We start from the raw sequence: 16,654 nt of genomic DNA on the forward strand, positions 1-16,654 counted from the left end.
TACAATTTCAATCTTTGTGAAGCCTGCATAATTCTTAAGAGAACCAAGATTTCTCTGACTGAAAGGTCAAGCTAGAAAGAGCGCAAGGGGAATGCCTTGGCATCAGGAGCCGACGAAGGACGCGATAAGCTGCGATAAGCTTCGGGGAGGAGCAAATATCCTGTGATCCGGAGATTTCCGAATGGGGCAACCCACACAGGCAATACCTGTGTAGCGTGCGTTGAATCAAATAGGCGTACGCGGGGAACCGCCTGAACTGAAACATCTAAGTAGGGCGAGGAAAAGACATCAACCGAGATTCCGCTAGTAGTGGCGAGCGAACGCGGAGAAGGCCAAACCGGAGGATTTATTCTCCGGGGTTGCGGACGATCATACGGTGCACTAGTTTAGCCGAAGGGTCTGGGAAGGCCCGCCACAGAGGGTGAGAGCCCCGTAGGCGAAAGGCGATGTGCACTCGATCGGATCCAGAGTACCGCGGGACACGTGAAACCCCGTGGGAAACCGGGTGGACCACCATCCAAGCCTAAATACTACCTGATGACCGATAGAGGAGCAGTACCGTGAGGGAAAGGTGAAAAGGACCCCGGGAGGGGAGTGAAAGAGAACCTGAAACCTTGTGCTTACAAGCAGTCAAAGCACGTTAAAGTGTGATGGCGTACTTTTTGTAGAACGGTCCGGCGAGTTATAGTAACGAGCAAGCTTAAGGTATTCAGTACCGGAGGCGAAGCGAGAGCAAGTCTGAATAGGGCGTGTAAAGTTCGTTGCCATAGACCCGAAACCGGGTGACCTACCCATGAGCAGGTTGAAGTGGGGGTGAAACCCCATGGAGGACCGAACCGACCCCCGTTGCAATGGTGGCGGATGACTTGTGGGTAGCGGTGAAATTCCAATCGAACTCGGAGATAGCTGGTTCTCCCCGAAATAGCTTTAGGGCTAGCGTTATGTTAGATTACCGGAGGTAAAGCACTGAATGGTTTAGGGGCTGATAAAGTTACCGACGCCTATCAAACTAAGAATGCCGGCTAATTGATGCATAGCAGTCAGACAGTGTGAGATAAGTTTCATTGTCAAAAGGGAAACAGCCCAGACCCACAGCTAAGGTCCCCAATATACGCTAAGTGGAAAACGATGTGGAATTGCGAAAACAACCAGGATGTTGGCTTAGAAGCAGCCACTCATTAAAAGAGTGCGTAATAGCTCACTGGTCGAGTGACTCTGCGCGGAAAATGTAACGGGGCTAAGCGTATAACCGAAGCTTGGGATTGTCGCAAGACAGTGGTAGGGGAGCGTTCTGTACGGGGCGAAGTCGCAGCGGGAGCAGCGGTGGACTGTACAGAAGTGAGAATGCCGGAATGAGTAGCGAGAATTATGTGGGAATCATAATGGCCGAAAATCTAAGGTTTCTTGGGGAAGGTTCGTCCGCCCAAGGTAAGTCGGGAGCTAAGGCGAGGCCGAACGGCGTAGTCGATGCACATACGGTAGAAATTCCGTAACCACCGAACTTTAAGCCAGAGGGACACTTTGAGATAGCCGAACCCGGGCGTTGGTTGACCCGGGCGAAAGGGAGCGAAATATAGTAGCGAAGTCGGCGATGCTTGGAGGCGAGAAAAGCTCTGGGGTATACTAAGGTGCCCGTACCGCAAACCGACACAGGTAGATGAGGAGAGAATCCTAAGGCCAACGGGAGAAGGGTTGTTAAGGAACTCGGCAAGTTGACCCCGTAACTTCGGAATAAGGGGAGCCTCGAAAGAGGCCGCAGTGAAAAGGCCCAAGCAACTGTTTACCAAAAACACAGGTCTATGCTAAATCGAAAGATGACGTATATGGGCTGACGCCTGCCCGGTGCCGGAAGGTTAAGAGGAGATGTCAGCCGCAAGGTGAAGCATTGAATTGAAGCCCCGGTAAACGGCGGCCGTAACTATAACGGTCCTAAGGTAGCGAAATTCCTTGTCAGGTAAGTTCTGACCCGCACGAAAGGCGTAATGATTTGGGCACTGTCTCAACAGCCCGCCCGGCGAAATTGTAGTACCGGTGAAGATGCCGGTTACCCGCAACTAGACGGAAAGACCCCATGGAGCTTTACTGCAGCTTAATACTGGAAATCGGTAATTCATGTACAGGATAGGTGGGAGACATGGAAGCCCGGGCGTCAGCTTGGGTGGAGTCGCCGGTGGGATACCACTCTTGGATTGCTGATTTTCTAACCTGCGGCCGTGAATCCGGTCGGGGGACACTGTTAGGCGGGCAGTTTGACTGGGGCGGTCGCCTCCTAAAGTGTAACGGAGGCGCTCAAAGGTTGGCTCAGCACGGACGGAAATCGTGCAGTGAGTGTAAACGCAGAAGCCAGCCTAACTGCGAGACCGACGGGTCGAGCAGTAACGAAAGTTGGAGTTAGTGATCCGGTGGTATGTGAGTGGAAATGCCATCGCTCAACGGATAAAAGCTACCCTGGGGATAACAGGCTGATCTCCCCCAAGCGTCCACAGCGACGGGGAGGTTTGGCACCTCGATGTCGGCTCGTCACATCCTGGGGCTGAATTCGGTCCCAAGGGTTCGGCTGTTCGCCGATTAAAGTGGCACGCGAGCTGGGTTCAGAACGTCGTGAGACAGTTCGGTCCCTATCTGTTGCGGGCGTAAGAGATTTGAAGGGAGCTGTCCTTAGTACGAGAGGACCGGGATGGACGTACCTCTGGTGCACCAGTTGTTCTGCCAAGGGCATAGCTGGGTAGCTAAGTACGGACGAGATAAACGCTGAAAGCATCTAAGCGTGAAACTCCCCCTAAGATGAGATCTCTCACCTCGAAAGAGGGTAAGGGCCCAGGAGGACTACCTGGTTGATAGGCCGGAGGTGGAAGTGCAGTAATGCATGCAGCTGACCGGTACTAATAGCCCGAGGGCTTGACCTACAAGAAGAAAGCAGGCGGCCTGAAGAAGTGGATGTCACATTGTTCGGTTTTGAGGGTGCAGTGAAAAGCGCACGCTCGTGAAAAGAAGAGTATGCACCTTTAGCTCAGTTGGTAGAGCAACTGACTCTTAATCAGTGGGTCCCCGGTTCGAGTCCGTGAAGGTGCACCATGGCCCGTTGGTCAAGTGGTTAAGACAGCGGCCTCTCACGCCGTTAACATCGGTTCGAATCCGGTACGGGTCACCAAACTCTTCTTGACAAAGAGAGCGAAAGACAATATAATACAGGATGTTCTCCGGCAAGACCGGAAGACAGAAGTTGGTGCTGATTAGGGCGAGGGTCCACCCGTTCCCATTCCGAACACGGTAGTTAAGCTCGTTCCTGCCGACAATACTTGGCTGGCGACGGCCCGGGAAAATAGGTAGCGCCAACACTGAGACACACTCCCATGAGTGTGTCTCTTTTTTTCTTTTTACCCCGCGCACCGAAGCTGCCCCTGCCAGACGGCTGCTCGGATGCAGATCAACCAACTGTGGAGCTGAATGAGACATGGCTTCATCGCTTGATGAAACTACTGACCCGGAAACTGCTTGACAAACCTCGGCCATCTATGTATGATAAACATAGATGGCCGAGGTATTTGCTTCCGGGGGGTGTGAGAATGAGCGCGTTTACTGACTGGCGGGACCAGGTGACGGCACAGGTGCGTTTCTGGCCGGACCGGAAATCTATCGCCAGGGAGCTGACCGACCATTTTCAGGATCATACCCGGGATCTGGAGCGGCTGGATTACCCCTGGCAGCTGGCGGAGGAGCGGGCTCTGGCCGCCATGGGCGACCCGGAACTGGTCGGAAAAGCCCTGGACCGGGTCCACAAGCCCTGGCTGGGGTGGCTGTGGATGGCCAGCCGGGCTGTGCTGGTCTTGACAACGGTTGCATGTCTGCTGTCCCTTCCCGGGACCGGCGACTTTTTTCATATGGTGGGAAATACCCTGTTTCCGCCGGAGGATCTGGGGGGATATCAGGCCATCGTGGGCAGCTATCAACTGCTGAATGAACAGGAGGGCGTCACCCCTTGGCACTTCATGGGAACGCTGGAAGCGCAGCCCGCGCAGCTGCCAGGCTACACGCTCTCGCTCTTGGAAGGAAAATGGTGGGGCAAAATGACGGCGGATTTTACAGAGCGGAGTGTTTGCTGCGTCTGGAGCCGGAGCACCTGTGGTACGGGCTGCCGGACGACGTTCTGGATGACCTGAGCCTGCTTGGTAGCGGGGAGGTTCCGTTCCAGAATGAAAAAAACAACCCCTTTCACAGTGGAGAGACAGACAACTGGTTTTTGATTTCCGAGTCCTCCAATGCCATTCCCCTCTCCAGTGATGCGGACAGCTACCGCTTGGAGGACAGCCGCGATCTGGGCGGATGGTATCTCTGCCTGACCATGACTGCCTGTGAGCCGGTAGAATGGACGGAGCTGTCCTTTCCCTACGGAGACAACAACTGGGCCTTTCGAATCACATGGGAGGGGCCCTCATGAGACAGGTGAAGAAGCGGACCAACCGCAGGGTCCGGATCATTCGAAACCTGCTGCTGTCCGGTTTGATGGCGGGAGCACTCTGGGTCATGCTGGGCTTTCCGGCCTGGAGCCGGGCTATGCTGGCCCGACAGATCGCCCGGGAAAATCTGCTCTCCGACCCGGAGATCCTCTACATAGAGCGGGAAGGCGCGTTCAGCAGGATGTACCTTCGCTGCGGAGCCTGCTTTTTGGAGGCGCCCGTCTACCGCCAGGGACTGCTCTGGCGGATCGCGGGCAGTGCACAGATGTACGTTCCAACAGAGGGAATCCTCTGCCTGCCCGCTGGAGGCGAGGACCGGCTGCTGGTTTTGGGAGACACGGGAGACGCTGTCCGCATGGAGGTGGAGATCCGGGTGGACGGCGATCTGGACGGGACCGTGGACGGGGTATATACCGCCGCCGGAGAGGCGGTCTCTCCGGGCGTGTTCTCCCTTCCCGTAGAGCCCGTGGGAGCTCCTGCATCCACAGGAACCTTTCGCAACCGCTGGCCCCGTCAGCTGTCCTATACGCTGACTGCTTACGGGCAGAACGGAGACGCACTATGGGAAATCCAACTGAAACGGAGCGGATTGGAGGAGACGGTATGAAGATCGACAAGAGTTTGATGGCGGGCAGCACCACGCTGCTGGTATTGTCCCTGCTGAGCCGGGAGGAGATGTACGGCTACCAGATGATCACAGAACTTGCCCGCCGCAGCGACCACACCTTCGAGCTGAAGGAGGGGACGCTGTATCCCATCCTCCACGGCCTGGAGGCGGACCGGCTGGTGACGGTGCGGGAGAAGGAGGCGGAGACGGGCCGGGTGCGCAAGTACTACCGCATCACCAAAAAGGGATGGAAGGTCCTGGAGGAGAAGAAGGCCGAGTGGACCACCTTCACGGAGAAGGTCAACGCCGTAGTCTGCGGCACCTCCCCGGCGTGAGGCGGCTATGGGAGAGGACTTTCGGAACTGGCGGTCCACGGTGACGGCCCAGGTGCGCTTCAAACCGGACCGGGCGGCCATTGAACAGGAACTGACCGCTCACTATGAGGACCATGTCCGGGACCTGGAGCGGCTGGACTACCCGCCGGAGCTGGCGGAGCAGCGGGCGCTCACGGCTATGGGGGACCCGGAGACCATCGGGAAGGCCCTGGACCGGGTCCACAAGCCCTGGCTGGGGCGGCTGTGGCAGCTCAGCCGGGCGCTGGTGTGGGTTGCCTGTGCCTTGACACTGCTGACGCTGCTGTATCGCGGCTGGCCGGACTGGAGCGCGCAGATCTCCAACAGCTGGGAGGGGATCGGCGTAGAGCTGGCCTGCCCGCCGCCGGTGCAGGCGGGCCCCTACCGCCTGGAAGTGACACAGGTTCGGTATGTGGACAACCAGGAGACCGGCAGGGGGCAGCTGCACCTGGACCTGCGGTGCACCACGCTGAAATTCTGGCTGGACGGCCCGGAGCTGATGGACTGCCTGGAGGCGGTGGACAGCAACGGCACCGTGTACAGGAGCTACCGCTATCCCTGGATCACAGGGAGCGTCTCCGGGGACCGGCCCGTCCGAACATACGGCTGGATCGAACTGGACGGCATCGAAAACGCCCCGGAGTGGGTGGACATCACTCATCTGGCCGCTGGGTGGACCATCCGAGTCCAGCTGCCGGGTGGAGAGGAGGCGGCGCCATGAAGATTTGCAGGGAATACCTGCCCCGCCTGAGCCGAAAGGGGCGCATTTTTCGGAACCTACTGACCGTGGTGGTACTGCTGCTGTTCACCTGGGCCCTGCGGGACTTTGCCCCGCCCACGGTGGCGCTGGCGGTGCGGTGGCGGGCGGAGGAGTACGGCCTGGCGGCGCCGGAGATCCTGTATTGCTCCGAATGGGAGAGGGACCGGGCCGATCTGTTGCTGCGGTGGGAGGACGGCCGGCTGGCCTCCTCCCGGTGCTACCGGTGGCTGGGGAGCCGCAGCGTGGGGGAGTTTTGCTTCGCCCAGCCGGAGGACGGCGGCGCCGTGCTGTTCCAGGCCCAGACTGGGACGCCTGCGGATACGGTGTATTTCTGGTCGGACGAGCCGGAGGCGGCCCGGGCGGAGTGCCGCCTGCGGCTGCGGTCGGACATCCAGGCATCCTGGACGGACGAGAGCGCCGGGACCTCCGCCAGCGATCACTTTGACTGGGATGAGACCTATGTGATGGAGTCCGTCCCCAGCCCCCAGGGTATCTATTGCTTTCCCATCACACTGAAATATCCCAACGAGGAAAATGAAGCTGCCCTGCGGACAAAGACCATGGCGGAGGAGAGCGCCCTGCGCTCCTACAACAACATCCGGCGGCGCGTCGTGGGAACGGATTTTGCCGCGGAGCTCTCCGTGACCTTTTATGACGCGGCGGGGCAGGTCCTGGGGACCTGGGAGCAGGAGCTGTGGAACTCCTTTCCCGGCGGCGCGGACCGGTGAGCGGCAAGAGAAAAGGACGGTATCATTCGATACCGTCCTTCTTTCATTAAAACTTGTACTCCACATACAGCTCCCGCACGGCGCTGGGGTCGGCGGGGTTGGGAGGCGCGGCCTGCGCCGCGGGCTTCGGCGGCTCCGGTTTGGGAGCTTCGCGGGGGCCGTCCCGCCAGGAAAGGAACTTGGGCGCTACCTGGGGGAACAGGGCCAGGGAGAGGACGTCCTCGTCGCTTTTGGCGAGACCACGGAACTCCTCCCGATACTTGGGCAGCTCCGGCTCCAGCAGGTCTGCCGGGCGGCAGGTGATGACCTCCTCCGGAGCAATGCCGGCCTTGGCCCGGACATCCTCGTTGACCTTGCCCGGCAGGGCGCCGTATTCGCCCCGCAGCATGGCTTTGGACTCCTTGGGGAAGGTCTTGTACCGCTCCCCCATAATGACGTTCATCACCGCCTGGGTGCCCACGATCTGGCTGGAGGGGGTCACCAGGGGCGGGTAGCCGAAGTCCTCCCGGACCCGGGGGATCTCCGCCAGCACGTCGTAGTACTGGTCCTCTTTCCCGGCCTGCTTGAGCTGGGAGATGAGGTTGCTGAGCATACCGCCGGGCACCTGGTATAAAAGGGTATTGGTGTCCACGTTCAGCACCTTGGGGTCCAGGGCCCCCTCGTCCTTGAGCCGCTGGGCCACCTTGCGGAAATGGACGGCGGCCTCGCTCATCTTGTTCAGATCCAGACCCGTGTCCCGGGCGGTGCCCTGGAGCGTGGCCACCAGGGACTCCGTGGCGGGCTGGGAGGTGCCGTTGGCCAGGGGGCTCAGGGCCGTGTCCACGATGTCCACCCCGGCGTAGGCCGCCATGAGATACACCATATCGCCGGTGCCGGTGGTGTTGTGGGTGTGCAGATGGATGGGCACGGACACCGTCTCCTTCAATCGCTTGACCAGGGAATAGGCGTCCATGGGCAGAAGGAGGTTTGCCATGTCCTTGATGCAGATGACGTCGGCGCCCATCTGCTCCAGCTCCTTTGCCAGCTTCACGAAGTACGCCTCGTCGTGGATGGGGGAGATGGTATAGCTGAGGGTGGCCTCCACCATGCCGCCGTACTTCTTGGTGGAGCGGATGGCCTGTTCCAGGTTCCGCACGTCGTTGAGGGCGTCAAAGATGCGGATGATGTCGATGCCGTTTTCAATGCTCTTGGCGCAGAAGGCGTCCACCACGTCATCGGCGTAATGCTTGTAGCCTAGGATGTTCTGGCCGCGGAAGAGCATCTGGAGCTTCGTGTGGGGCAGAGCGCGGCGCAGGGCCCGCAGGCGCTCCCAGGGGTCCTCGTTCAAAAAGCGCATGCAGGCGTCAAAGGTGGCGCCGCCCCAGCACTCCAGCGACCAATAGCCAATGGAGTCCAGCACCTCGCAGGCGGGCAGCATGTCCTCCAGACGCATCCGGGTGGCCGCCTGGGACTGGTGGGCGTCCCGGAGGATGGTATCGGTGAGATACAGCGGTTTGTTCGATAGAAATTCCATAAAAAACCTCCGCTTGCGCACCAGAGCCGGTCGCCGCCGCTGCGGCTGTGGAGATCACCGGACCCGGTAGCGAGATAACGTTCTTTTTGGTTCTTTTTCTTTCAAGAAAAAGAATCAGCCGAACAGGGAGATCAGCACGCCCGCGGCGATGGCGGAGCCAATGACGCCGGCCACATTGGGCCCCATGGCGTGCATCAGCAGGAAGTTGCCGGGATTGGCCTCCTGGCCCACCTTCTGGGACACCCGGGCGGCCATGGGCACGGCGGACACGCCGGCGGAGCCGATGAGGGGGTTGATCTTCTCCTTGAGGAACAGGTTCATGAACTTGGCCAGCAGTACGCCGCCGGCGGTGCCGAAGCTGAAGGCCACGATGCCCATGGCCAGGATGGCCAGGGTGCGGGGGCTGAGGAAGGTGGTGCCGGTGGCGGTAGCGCCCACGGAGACCCCCAGGAAAATGGTGACGATGTTGATGAGCTCGTTCTGTACGGTCTTGCTGAGCCGCTCGGTGACGCCGCATTCCCGGAAGAGGTTCCCCAGCATCAAACAGGCGATCAGCGGCGCCGCGGAGGGCACCAGCAGGGCCACGAACACGGTCACCACGATGGGGAACACGATCTTCTCCTTCTTGGAGACCTCCCGCAGGGGCTTCATGACGATCTTGCGCTCTTCCTCGGTGGTCAGCAGCTTCATGATGGGCGGCTGGATCACCGGCACCAGGGCCATGTAGGAGTAGGCCGATACGGCGATGGGGCCCAGCAGGGCCGGGGCCAGCATGACGGTGACGAAGATGGCCGTGGGACCGTCGGCGCCGCCGATGATGCCGATGGAAGAGGCCTCCGGACCGGTGAAGCCGATCAGGCGGCAGCCCACATAGGTCATGAAGATGCCAAGCTGCGCGGCCGCGCCCAGCAGCAGGCTCTTGGGGTTGGCGATCAGGGGGCCGAAGTCGGTCATGGCGCCCACGCCCATGAAGATCAGGCAGGGATAGATACCCAGCTTTACGCCCAGGTACAGCACGTCCAGCAGTCCCACGGAGATGGTCTCGCCTACCGCTGCCGTGGCCAGCACGGCTTCGGATACCCCGGCGGCGCTCATTTCCGACAAAAACTCCGCCGTGATTGGGGCGCCTCCGAAGAGGTCCCAGTGGATATGGCCCCCGGCAAAGAGGATCTCATGGTACATCTCCGCTCCGGGCAGGTTGGTCACCAGCATGCCGAAGGCGATGGGTACCAGCAGCAGCGGCTCAAACTTTTTTACAATGCCCAGGTACAGCAGGACACAGGCAATGACGATCATGATGAGGCATTTCCAGTTACCGCCCTGGGTGAATTGATAAAAGCCGGTGCTTGTGATAAAATTCAAAACAGCGTCCATAGGCCGTTACCCCGTCACTGGATGGTGCAAAGGGGCGTGCCGGACTCCACCGCAGCGCCCTTGGCGGTCTGGATGGCGGCTACCCGGCCATCCCGGGGACACATGATCTCATTTTCCATTTTCATGGCCTCCAGGATCATCAGCACCTGGCCCCGCTTGACGCTGTCGCCCACGGCCACGTTCACCGAGAGAATGGTGCCGGGCATGGGAGCGGTCACCTGCTCGCCGCCGGCAGGTGCCGGAGGCGGGGGCGGCGCCGGAGCAGCCGCGGCCGCAGGCGCAGGGGCCGCGCCGGTCAGCTCCTCCAGTTCTACTTCATAGGCAACGCCGTTGACGGTCACTTTGTATTTCTTCATGGAAACCTCCCCATTCTTTCGCACAGACGATTTATAAGGGTTTGACGGACAGGATGCGGATGCCGGTGACATCGGTGCCCAGGTCCTCAGCTACAGCGGCGGAGATGGCGGCGATCAGCTCCGGCGTGATGGCGGCGCCCGCGGCCGGTACTGTCGGCACCGGGACAGGCGGAGCGGAGACCGCCGGCTGCTTTCCGACGGAGCGCAGCACCGCGCTCATCAGTGTGCTCAGCGCCACCAGGCAGATCAGGCCGAAGAACACAGTCCCCATGCCCATCAGACACACAAACAGATGATTGTAGTCCATAGATTCCCTCCTTGGGCGATTTTTAGGTACATTGTATCAATTTTTTTGAAAGAACACAATGCGGATTGTGCCGCTTTTGGCTGCGGTACACCGAAAAAATTTGCGTAAATATTTGTCAAAATACACAAAGCGGAAGAAAAAGAAATCGTTTGTTTCTGCTTGGATGACAAAATGTGAGCGGACACAGATAATGATAAAAGGAGATACAGCCCCGGGAGAGGGCACAAAATGCGCGGTTTCCCGGGTTCCGGAAAGGAGCTTTATGCAATATCAGAACGTTTTATCCGGGCGGTTCCTGGTCCGGCCCAACCGCTTCATCGCCCACGTGGAGACAGCAGAGGGGGTCCAGGTCTGCCATGTGAAGAACACCGGCCGCTGTCGGGAGCTACTGGTGCCAGGCGCCACCGTATATCTGGAGCCGGGGCGCACACCGGGGCGGAGGACGGCCTTTGACCTGATCGCCGTGGAGAAGGGGGCTCGGCTCATTAATATGGACGCTCAGGCCCCCAACCGCGTCTTTGAGGAGTGGGCTCGCGCCGGCGGCTTTTCTCCGGAGGTGACGGACGTGCGGCGGGAGGTCCGCTGGGGGGATTCCCGGCTGGACTTCTGTCTGGAGACGCTTCACGGTCCTCATCTGGTGGAGGTAAAGGGCGTGACCCTGGAGGACGGTGGTGCCGCCCGCTTTCCCGACGCGCCAACGGAGCGGGGCGTGAAGCACATCCTGGAGCTGGCTCGGGCTGTGGAGGAGGGGCTTGACGCCACGCTGTTCTTTGTGGTACAAATGGAGGATATCCACAGCGTTTCCCCCAACGACGAGACTCATCCAGCCTTTGGGGAAGCGCTGCGGTTTGCTGTGTCTCGGGGTGTTCATGTGCAGGCGTATGACTGCCGGGTGACCCCAGAGAGCATCGCTGTCCGCCGGCCGGTGCCGGTGATCTTGTGAGTGGGAGTCTGGTATTGTGGGGATTTTGGAGCTGTTTCTCATCGGCGTCAGCCTGTCCATGGACGCCTTTGCCGTGGCGGTGTGCCAGGGCCTGTGTATGCCGAAGCTGAACCTGCGGCACGGCACGGTGATCGCCCTGTTCTTCGGCGGGTTCCAGGCGCTGATGCCCTTTTTGGGCTGGGTGCTGGGCTCCCAGTTCGCCCGGTACATCGAGAATGTGGACCACTGGGTAGCCTTCGGCCTGCTGGCCCTCATCGGCGGTAACATGGTCCGGGAGGCGATGTCCCCGGAGGAAGAGGAGGAGACTGCCTGCGCCGTTGCGGACCGGTTGGACTTCAAGCGTCTTTTCATGATGGCCGTCGCCACCAGCATCGACGCCCTGGCCGTGGGTGTGACCTTCGCCTTTTTCCGGGTGAAGATCCTGCCGGCTGTCACCATCATCGGCGTGACCACCTTCTGCATCTCCCTGGGCGGCGTGGTGGTTGGCAATTTCTTCGGTACCCGCTACAAGAAGCGGGCGGAGCTGACCGGCGGCATCGTGCTGATTCTGCTGGGAGCCAAGATTCTGCTGGAACACCTGGGGATCCTGTAAGCGTATCGAAAAAGCGCCGGGCACTGCCCGGCGCTTTTTCCATTCCAAAAACTTAACAAAATCTTTACACCTGGAGAGAAATCCTGTATGATGAGACAAAGGGCCCCGGATGGGCCGGGGCCGGGTGCAGAAAGAAGGGAGAATGCTATGCAATTCAATTTGACAGTCACCGTCATCGTCGTGCTCTATCTGCTGGCAATGCTGTTCATCGGCTGGTATTCCTCCACCAAGATCACCTCCAACACCGACTTCATGGTGGCGGGCCGGCGGCTGGGACCCTTCCTGATGGCCGGCACCCTGGCCGCCACGGAGATCGGCGGCGGCAGCTCTCTGGGCGTCGTGGAAAACGGCATGTCCGGTTACGGCATCAGCTCCGCCTGGTACATCATCACCATGGGCTTCGCCTTTGTGATCCTGACCTTCCTGGCGCCCAAGTTCCGGGCGGCAACGGTCAAGACCGTGCCGGAGTATTTCCGCCGCCGGTACGGCAAAAGCGCCGGCCTTATCACCGCGATCATCATGCTGCTGCCCCTGGTGGGCCTGACGGCGGGCCAGTTCATTGCCTCTTCCGTCATCCTCTCCACCATGCTGGGCATCGGCTACAAGACCGCCGTCATCATTGTGGCGGTGGTGGTCACCATCTACTCCGTCATGGGCGGCCTCTGGAGCGTGACGCTGACGGACTTTGTCCAGGTGTTCCTCATCATCATCGGTATGATCATCGCCGTGCCCTTCGCCGTCAATCTGGCGGGAGGCTGGGACGCGGTAGTGGCCAATGTGCCCGCGGAGACCTTCGATATGTTCTCCGGCTACACTCCCATGGGTATCTTGTCCCTGACGGTCATGTACGTCGCCACCTTCACCGTGGGCCAGGAGGCCGTCTCCCGCTATTACGCCGCCCGGGACGGCAAGGCCGCCCGGCAGGGCTCCGTCCTGGCCGCTATTTTGAACTTTGTCTATGCCTTCGTTCCGGCGGTGCTGGGCGTCATCGTCCTGGCCCTGATCTCCATGGGCAAGTTCTCCGCCGCTGACTTTGAGTCTGTTGGCGCCCGCTATGCCCTGCCGGTGCTGGCTATGGAGGCTATGCCTGCGGTCATCTGCGGACTGCTCTTCGCCGGCATCATCTCCGCCACCATGTCCTCCTCGGACTCCGACCTGCTGGGCGCGGGCTCCATCTTCGCCAACGACATTTACCGCGCAGTCCTTAAGCCCGATGCCACCAGCAAGGAGGTCATGAACGTCACCAAGATCGTCATGGGCATCGTAGGTGTGGCATCCATGTTCATCGCCCTGTTCAACACCTCTGGTATCGTGACGCTGCTGATGTTCTGCTTCACCTTGCGGGCGGCGGGCGCCTTCTTCCCCTATGTGCTGGGCCACTACTGGAAGGGCGCCTCCCTGGCGGGCACCATCGCCTCTCTGATCTCCGGGTCCATCGTGGTGGTGTATCTGGAGAAGATCTCCGGCGGTGTACTCTTCGGCGTGAAGCTGAGCCAGCCCATTATCCCCGGTCTTGTGGTGGGCCTGGTGTTCTTCCTGGTGTTCTCCCTGCTCTGTCCGCCCAAGGTCCGTACCACGGAGCTGGCTCCGGAGGAGGACGACTGAGCAGCAGACGATCCCTCCCTCCCGCGGTCCGCGCCGGCAGGCTTGCCGGCGCGGACTTTTTTCCGGACAGACAGCGAGGCGCCCCGTGTCCCACAGGACACGGGGCGCCGGGTCTCTTATGAAAAATCAGCAGCAGGACGGGGGATTGCAGCCGCAGTTACCGCCGCAGCCGGAACCACCCCAGCTGCCGTTGCCGCAGCAGCACCAAATGATGATCAGCAGAATGATGATCCAGCAGCAGTTGCCACCGCCAAAACCGTTATTGCACATACCGGAACCTCCTATGAATTCGTAGACCGTCCGAACCGGTCTCAATCCATAGTATGCGGCCCCGGGAAAGGGGTTCCTCTTATTTTCTCGCGCCGGGGACCAGAGCGGCAGCCGCACTTACCTGGGCGGAGGTAAAGGTGCCCTTGTTCATCAGGGTGTCCCGCAGGGTGATGCCGGTACCGGTCATAGTGGCGTCCAGCGCGTAATAGGAGACATAGACCAGATCCGCCCGCAGGAAGGTTCCGCTTTGCAGAGCGGTCAGTTCCCCGGAGGTGATGACGCCGTTGGCGTAGGCGTTGTCCAGTGTGCCGGACAGATCCGTGTTGGCCGCGGAGCTGTATCCCAGGGCCCGCAGCATGAACTCCATGTACTGCCCCGCTGTGACGGTCTGACTGGGCCGGAAGGTAGTGGCGCTGTACCCGTTGGTGTAGCCCTTGCTGTATGCGTAGCCCACGTATTTCTCACTCTGAGAACCGGCGGCCACATCGGTGAAGGGCATGGGGCCGGTGTAGGCCAGGGCGGCGTCCTCCTCGCCCAGGACCCGGATGAACATGATAAGGGCCTGGAGCCGTGTGGGGGCTACCTCCAGATCGTAACCCTCGCCATAGCCGGTGAAGCTGCCCTTAAAGAGGTTCAGCGTTTTGAGGGCGGCGGCGATGGCGTTGTAATCGGTGGCGTTGGAATAGCGGAAGGCGTAGGGACCCTGGTAGTCCACCACCGCTGTCTTGGAGGTAACGGTAAAATCGGCAGTGGTGTTTTCAGCCACGAGATAGCGGTGGTTCACCGCCAGAGCGCTGCCGCTGGTGACGGCGGTGCCGGTGGTCACGTCCACCACGGCGCCGGAGAAGGTGACCCGGGCACCGCCGGCCAGCACCAGCACGCTGGTGCCGGTGGAGCCGGTCAGAACGTCGCCCTCTTTCAGGCGGGTTTCCGTCCAGGTGGCGGTGGAGCTTCCGGAGACAGCTTCCAGATTCCCGGAGAGCAGGGCCTGGTCGGAGGCGTTCAGCTTTTCATCCACCCGCTTGTCCACCGTGTCGGTGAAGATGCCGGTCAGGTAGGACAGCGAGGCCAGGGGATCGGACAGATCTCCGCCGGCAGCCAGGGCCGAGACCATCAGTGCCAGAGGGATCAGCAGACAGAGGACGGGCAGCAGGAAGCGTTTTTTCTTCATGGAAGTATCCTTTCGTGGACTGTTCCCGTCAGCGGTTGGCGATGCGGTAGCTGAGGGTCAGCAGACTGTCGGCGAAGTGAATGTTTTCAAATTTCACGTCGGGGGAGGGGCTGGACAGCTCCATGTTGGTGAAGTTCCAGAAGCCCCGGATGCCCAGATCCATCAGGTGGGTGGCGGTGTCCTGGGCCACGGACTGGGGGATGGTGAGGACCACCACGTCCACGCTGTGGCTGCGGACAAATTCGTCCAGCTGGGTCATGGGATAGACGGGCACGCCGTTGATGACGGTGCCGGAGAGCTGAGGGTTGATATCGAAAGCGGCGTCTACGGTGAAACCGGTCTGAGAGAAGGGGAAGTTCTGAAGCAGCGCGTGGCCCAGATTGCCTACGCCGATCATAATGAGGTGGTGGTCATTGTCCACGCCCAGAATATGGCCGATCTCAGATCGCAGCTCTTCCACGTTGTAGCCGTAGCCCTGCTGGCCGAACTCACCGAAGCAGCTGAAATCCTGCCGGATCTGGGAGGCGGTGATATTCATTTCCTGCCCCAGGGAATGGGAGGAGATCCGTACCACACCGCGGGCACACAGGTCTGTCAGTTGGCGGTAGTACCGGGGAAGGCGCCGGATCACGGCGTCGGAGATGTTCTCCTTTTTCAATGTGATCACTCCTATAATCACGAACCATGAGGATCGTTAAAAATTTCTTAATCTCTAGTTTAGACCATAACAGCCAACTTGTCAAATTTTTTAACAATCTTTTGGACAGAAAATTTTTTCGAGAAGGGGCTTTACAATTTGGGGAAACCTTGCTATACTACCAAGAGATGTGCTGGAGTACATCTGAAAATTAGATATGCGCCCGTAGCTCAGTTGGATAGAGTGTCAGACTCCGACTCTGAAGGTCGCTGGTTCGAATCCAGTCGGGCGTACCACAAAAGACACTTGCGAAAGCAAGTGTCTTTTGTTTTTTATCCGGGCAAAGGAGGTTTCGCCATGGCTCTCGAGAATAAATTAAGGCTCACATCCTCTGCCGACCTTGCCCGCGAGGAGGAGCGGATCAGCAAAAAGAAGGCCGTTGCGCTGTTTGAGGCGGGCCTGCTGAATCAGCTGGAGGCGGGGACTTTTTCCTCTCTGCAGTTTATCCATAAGTACCTCTTTGGGGAGATCTACGACTTTGCCGGCAAGCTCCGTACCGTCAACATCGCCAAGGGCAATTTCCGGTTTGCTCCGGTGATGTACCTGGAAGCGGCCCTTTCTAATATTGAAAAGATGCCGCAGTCCACGTTTGATGAGATCATCGAGAAGTATGTGGAGATGAACATCGCCCCCCCCTTCCGGGAGGGCAACGGGCGCAGCACCCGCATCTGGCTGAATCTGCTGCTGAAAGCACAGCTGCATCAGGTGGTCGACTGGAGCCGCGTGGATAAAGAGGATTATCTGCTGGCCATGGAACGCAGCCCGATTCGGGATACGGAGATCAAGCATATCCTGAAAAACGCGCTTACGGACGAGATCGACAGCCGGGATGTCTATATGAAAGGCATTGACCACAGCTACTACTATGAGGGCTATACGGCCTTCAAGGCTGAGGAACTGTGAACATCTCATATTACAGCA

17 protein-coding genes, 3 tRNA genes and 2 rRNA genes are annotated in these 16,654 nt (G+C 59.6%); 15 read left to right on the top strand and 7 right to left on the bottom strand.

The genetic code is table 11. The features are described from left to right. Positions 1-64 precede the first annotated feature (64 nt). The 10 genes from KFE19_15230 to KFE19_15275 all read left to right on the top strand — a co-directional run bounded on the left by KFE19_15230 (position 65) and on the right by KFE19_15275 (position 6,905). A 23S ribosomal RNA gene (locus KFE19_15230) occupies positions 65-2,906 on the top strand. 93 nt (positions 2,907-2,999) lie between these two features. Then, positions 3,000-3,075 (top strand) — tRNA-Lys (locus tag KFE19_15235). A 1-nt stretch (position 3,076) separates the two neighbouring features. Next, positions 3,077-3,151, top strand: a tRNA-Glu gene (locus KFE19_15240). A 71-nt stretch (positions 3,152-3,222) separates the two neighbouring features. Further along, positions 3,223-3,338: ribosomal RNA gene (gene rrf, locus KFE19_15245) — 5S ribosomal RNA — on the top strand. Between the two features lie 228 nt (positions 3,339-3,566). Next, positions 3,567-4,160: a hypothetical protein gene (locus KFE19_15250; GenBank protein ID QUO37691.1), complete on the top strand. Its 594-nt coding sequence runs from the start codon at positions 3,567-3,569 to the stop codon at positions 4,158-4,160. Then, positions 4,097-4,438, top strand: coding sequence for a hypothetical protein (locus tag KFE19_15255; GenBank protein QUO37692.1), 342 nt, complete (start codon positions 4,097-4,099; stop codon positions 4,436-4,438). The genes KFE19_15250 and KFE19_15255 overlap by 64 nt, the downstream gene beginning before the upstream one ends. Next, a complete protein-coding gene (locus KFE19_15260) occupies positions 4,435-5,064 on the top strand; it encodes a hypothetical protein (GenBank protein QUO37693.1) in 630 nt (209 codons plus the stop codon). The genes KFE19_15255 and KFE19_15260 overlap by 4 nt, the downstream gene beginning before the upstream one ends. Further along, entirely contained in the window at positions 5,061-5,399 is a 339-nt protein-coding gene (locus tag KFE19_15265; GenBank protein ID QUO37694.1) for a PadR family transcriptional regulator, read from the top strand. The genes KFE19_15260 and KFE19_15265 overlap by 4 nt, the downstream gene beginning before the upstream one ends. Before the next feature lie 7 nt (positions 5,400-5,406). Continuing rightward, positions 5,407-6,138: a hypothetical protein gene (locus tag KFE19_15270; protein QUO37695.1), complete on the top strand. Its 732-nt coding sequence runs from the start codon at positions 5,407-5,409 to the stop codon at positions 6,136-6,138. After that, positions 6,135-6,905, top strand: a complete 771-nt coding sequence (locus KFE19_15275; protein QUO37696.1) for a hypothetical protein — start codon at positions 6,135-6,137, stop codon at positions 6,903-6,905. The genes KFE19_15270 and KFE19_15275 overlap by 4 nt, the downstream gene beginning before the upstream one ends. Before the next feature lie 46 nt (positions 6,906-6,951). On the opposite strand, the gene KFE19_15280 is transcribed toward KFE19_15275, so the two are convergent. The 4 genes from KFE19_15280 to KFE19_15295 all read right to left on the bottom strand — a co-directional run bounded on the left by KFE19_15280 (position 6,952) and on the right by KFE19_15295 (position 10,455). Then, positions 6,952-8,418 (bottom strand): pyruvate carboxylase subunit B, encoded by a 1,467-nt coding sequence (locus KFE19_15280; protein QUO37697.1) that lies wholly within the window; start codon positions 8,416-8,418, stop codon positions 6,952-6,954. A gap of 114 nt (positions 8,419-8,532) precedes the next feature. Next, positions 8,533-9,792 (bottom strand): sodium ion-translocating decarboxylase subunit beta, encoded by a 1,260-nt coding sequence (locus KFE19_15285; GenBank protein ID QUO37698.1) that lies wholly within the window; start codon positions 9,790-9,792, stop codon positions 8,533-8,535. Positions 9,793-9,806: 14 nt separating this feature from the next. Further along, positions 9,807-10,148, bottom strand: a complete 342-nt coding sequence (locus KFE19_15290) for a biotin/lipoyl-binding protein (protein QUO37699.1) — start codon at positions 10,146-10,148, stop codon at positions 9,807-9,809. Positions 10,149-10,179: 31 nt separating this feature from the next. Beyond that, entirely contained in the window at positions 10,180-10,455 is a 276-nt protein-coding gene (locus tag KFE19_15295) for an OadG family protein (protein ID QUO37700.1), read from the bottom strand. 262 nt (positions 10,456-10,717) lie between these two features. Between KFE19_15295 and sfsA the strand changes: the two genes are divergently transcribed. The 3 genes from sfsA (at position 10,718) to KFE19_15310 (ending at position 13,595) form a co-directional block, all read left to right on the top strand. Further along, entirely contained in the window at positions 10,718-11,398 is a 681-nt protein-coding gene (sfsA, locus tag KFE19_15300; protein QUO37701.1) for a DNA/RNA nuclease SfsA, read from the top strand. A gap of 13 nt (positions 11,399-11,411) precedes the next feature. Then, entirely contained in the window at positions 11,412-11,990 is a 579-nt protein-coding gene (locus KFE19_15305) for a manganese efflux pump (GenBank protein QUO39655.1), read from the top strand. Positions 11,991-12,137: 147 nt separating this feature from the next. Continuing rightward, complete coding sequence (locus KFE19_15310; GenBank protein QUO37702.1) at positions 12,138-13,595, top strand: sodium:solute symporter family protein; 1,458 nt, start codon at positions 12,138-12,140, stop codon at positions 13,593-13,595. Between the two features lie 126 nt (positions 13,596-13,721). Here KFE19_15310 and KFE19_15315 read toward each other — a convergent pair whose 3' ends face one another. From KFE19_15315 to KFE19_15325, 3 genes are all read right to left on the bottom strand, one after another. Further along, positions 13,722-13,865 (bottom strand): hypothetical protein, encoded by a 144-nt coding sequence (locus KFE19_15315; GenBank protein ID QUO37703.1) that lies wholly within the window; start codon positions 13,863-13,865, stop codon positions 13,722-13,724. Positions 13,866-13,944: 79 nt separating this feature from the next. Continuing rightward, complete coding sequence (locus tag KFE19_15320; GenBank protein ID QUO37704.1) at positions 13,945-15,036, bottom strand: S-layer homology domain-containing protein; 1,092 nt, start codon at positions 15,034-15,036, stop codon at positions 13,945-13,947. Between the two features lie 28 nt (positions 15,037-15,064). Next, positions 15,065-15,694 (bottom strand): redox-sensing transcriptional repressor Rex, encoded by a 630-nt coding sequence (locus KFE19_15325; protein QUO37705.1) that lies wholly within the window; start codon positions 15,692-15,694, stop codon positions 15,065-15,067. A gap of 198 nt (positions 15,695-15,892) precedes the next feature. Between KFE19_15325 and KFE19_15330 the strand changes: the two genes are divergently transcribed. Continuing rightward, a tRNA-Arg gene (locus KFE19_15330) sits at positions 15,893-15,969 on the top strand. 61 nt (positions 15,970-16,030) lie between these two features. Next, positions 16,031-16,636 (top strand): Fic family protein, encoded by a 606-nt coding sequence (locus KFE19_15335; protein ID QUO37706.1) that lies wholly within the window; start codon positions 16,031-16,033, stop codon positions 16,634-16,636. The last annotated feature ends 18 nt before the right edge of the window (positions 16,637-16,654 follow it).

This window comes from Dysosmobacter sp. Marseille-Q4140, from assembly GCA_018228705.1.
GTDB lineage: Bacteria > Bacillota > Clostridia > Oscillospirales > Oscillospiraceae > Oscillibacter.

What these genes read in the sequence shown, in the direction of transcription:
- KFE19_15310 (QUO37702.1), top strand. Translation starts at nt 12,138, where the DNA reads ATGCAATTCAATTTGACAGTCACCGTCATCGTCGTGCTCTATCTGCTG.
- KFE19_15295 (QUO37700.1), bottom strand. Translation starts at nt 10,455, where the DNA reads ATGGACTACAATCATCTGTTTGTGTGTCTGATGGGCATGGGGACTGTG.
- KFE19_15250 (QUO37691.1), top strand. Translation starts at nt 3,567, where the DNA reads ATGAGCGCGTTTACTGACTGGCGGGACCAGGTGACGGCACAGGTGCGT.
- KFE19_15265 (QUO37694.1), top strand. Translation starts at nt 5,061, where the DNA reads ATGAAGATCGACAAGAGTTTGATGGCGGGCAGCACCACGCTGCTGGTA.
- KFE19_15290 (QUO37699.1), bottom strand. Translation starts at nt 10,148, where the DNA reads ATGAAGAAATACAAAGTGACCGTCAACGGCGTTGCCTATGAAGTAGAA.
- KFE19_15280 (QUO37697.1), bottom strand. Translation starts at nt 8,418, where the DNA reads ATGGAATTTCTATCGAACAAACCGCTGTATCTCACCGATACCATCCTC.
- KFE19_15270 (QUO37695.1), top strand. Translation starts at nt 5,407, where the DNA reads ATGGGAGAGGACTTTCGGAACTGGCGGTCCACGGTGACGGCCCAGGTG.
- KFE19_15335 (QUO37706.1), top strand. Translation starts at nt 16,031, where the DNA reads ATGGCTCTCGAGAATAAATTAAGGCTCACATCCTCTGCCGACCTTGCC.
- KFE19_15275 (QUO37696.1), top strand. Translation starts at nt 6,135, where the DNA reads ATGAAGATTTGCAGGGAATACCTGCCCCGCCTGAGCCGAAAGGGGCGC.
- KFE19_15260 (QUO37693.1), top strand. Translation starts at nt 4,435, where the DNA reads ATGAGACAGGTGAAGAAGCGGACCAACCGCAGGGTCCGGATCATTCGA.
- KFE19_15320 (QUO37704.1), bottom strand. Translation starts at nt 15,036, where the DNA reads ATGAAGAAAAAACGCTTCCTGCTGCCCGTCCTCTGTCTGCTGATCCCT.
- KFE19_15285 (QUO37698.1), bottom strand. Translation starts at nt 9,792, where the DNA reads ATGGACGCTGTTTTGAATTTTATCACAAGCACCGGCTTTTATCAATTC.
- KFE19_15315 (QUO37703.1), bottom strand. Translation starts at nt 13,865, where the DNA reads ATGTGCAATAACGGTTTTGGCGGTGGCAACTGCTGCTGGATCATCATT.
- sfsA (QUO37701.1), top strand. Translation starts at nt 10,718, where the DNA reads ATGCAATATCAGAACGTTTTATCCGGGCGGTTCCTGGTCCGGCCCAAC.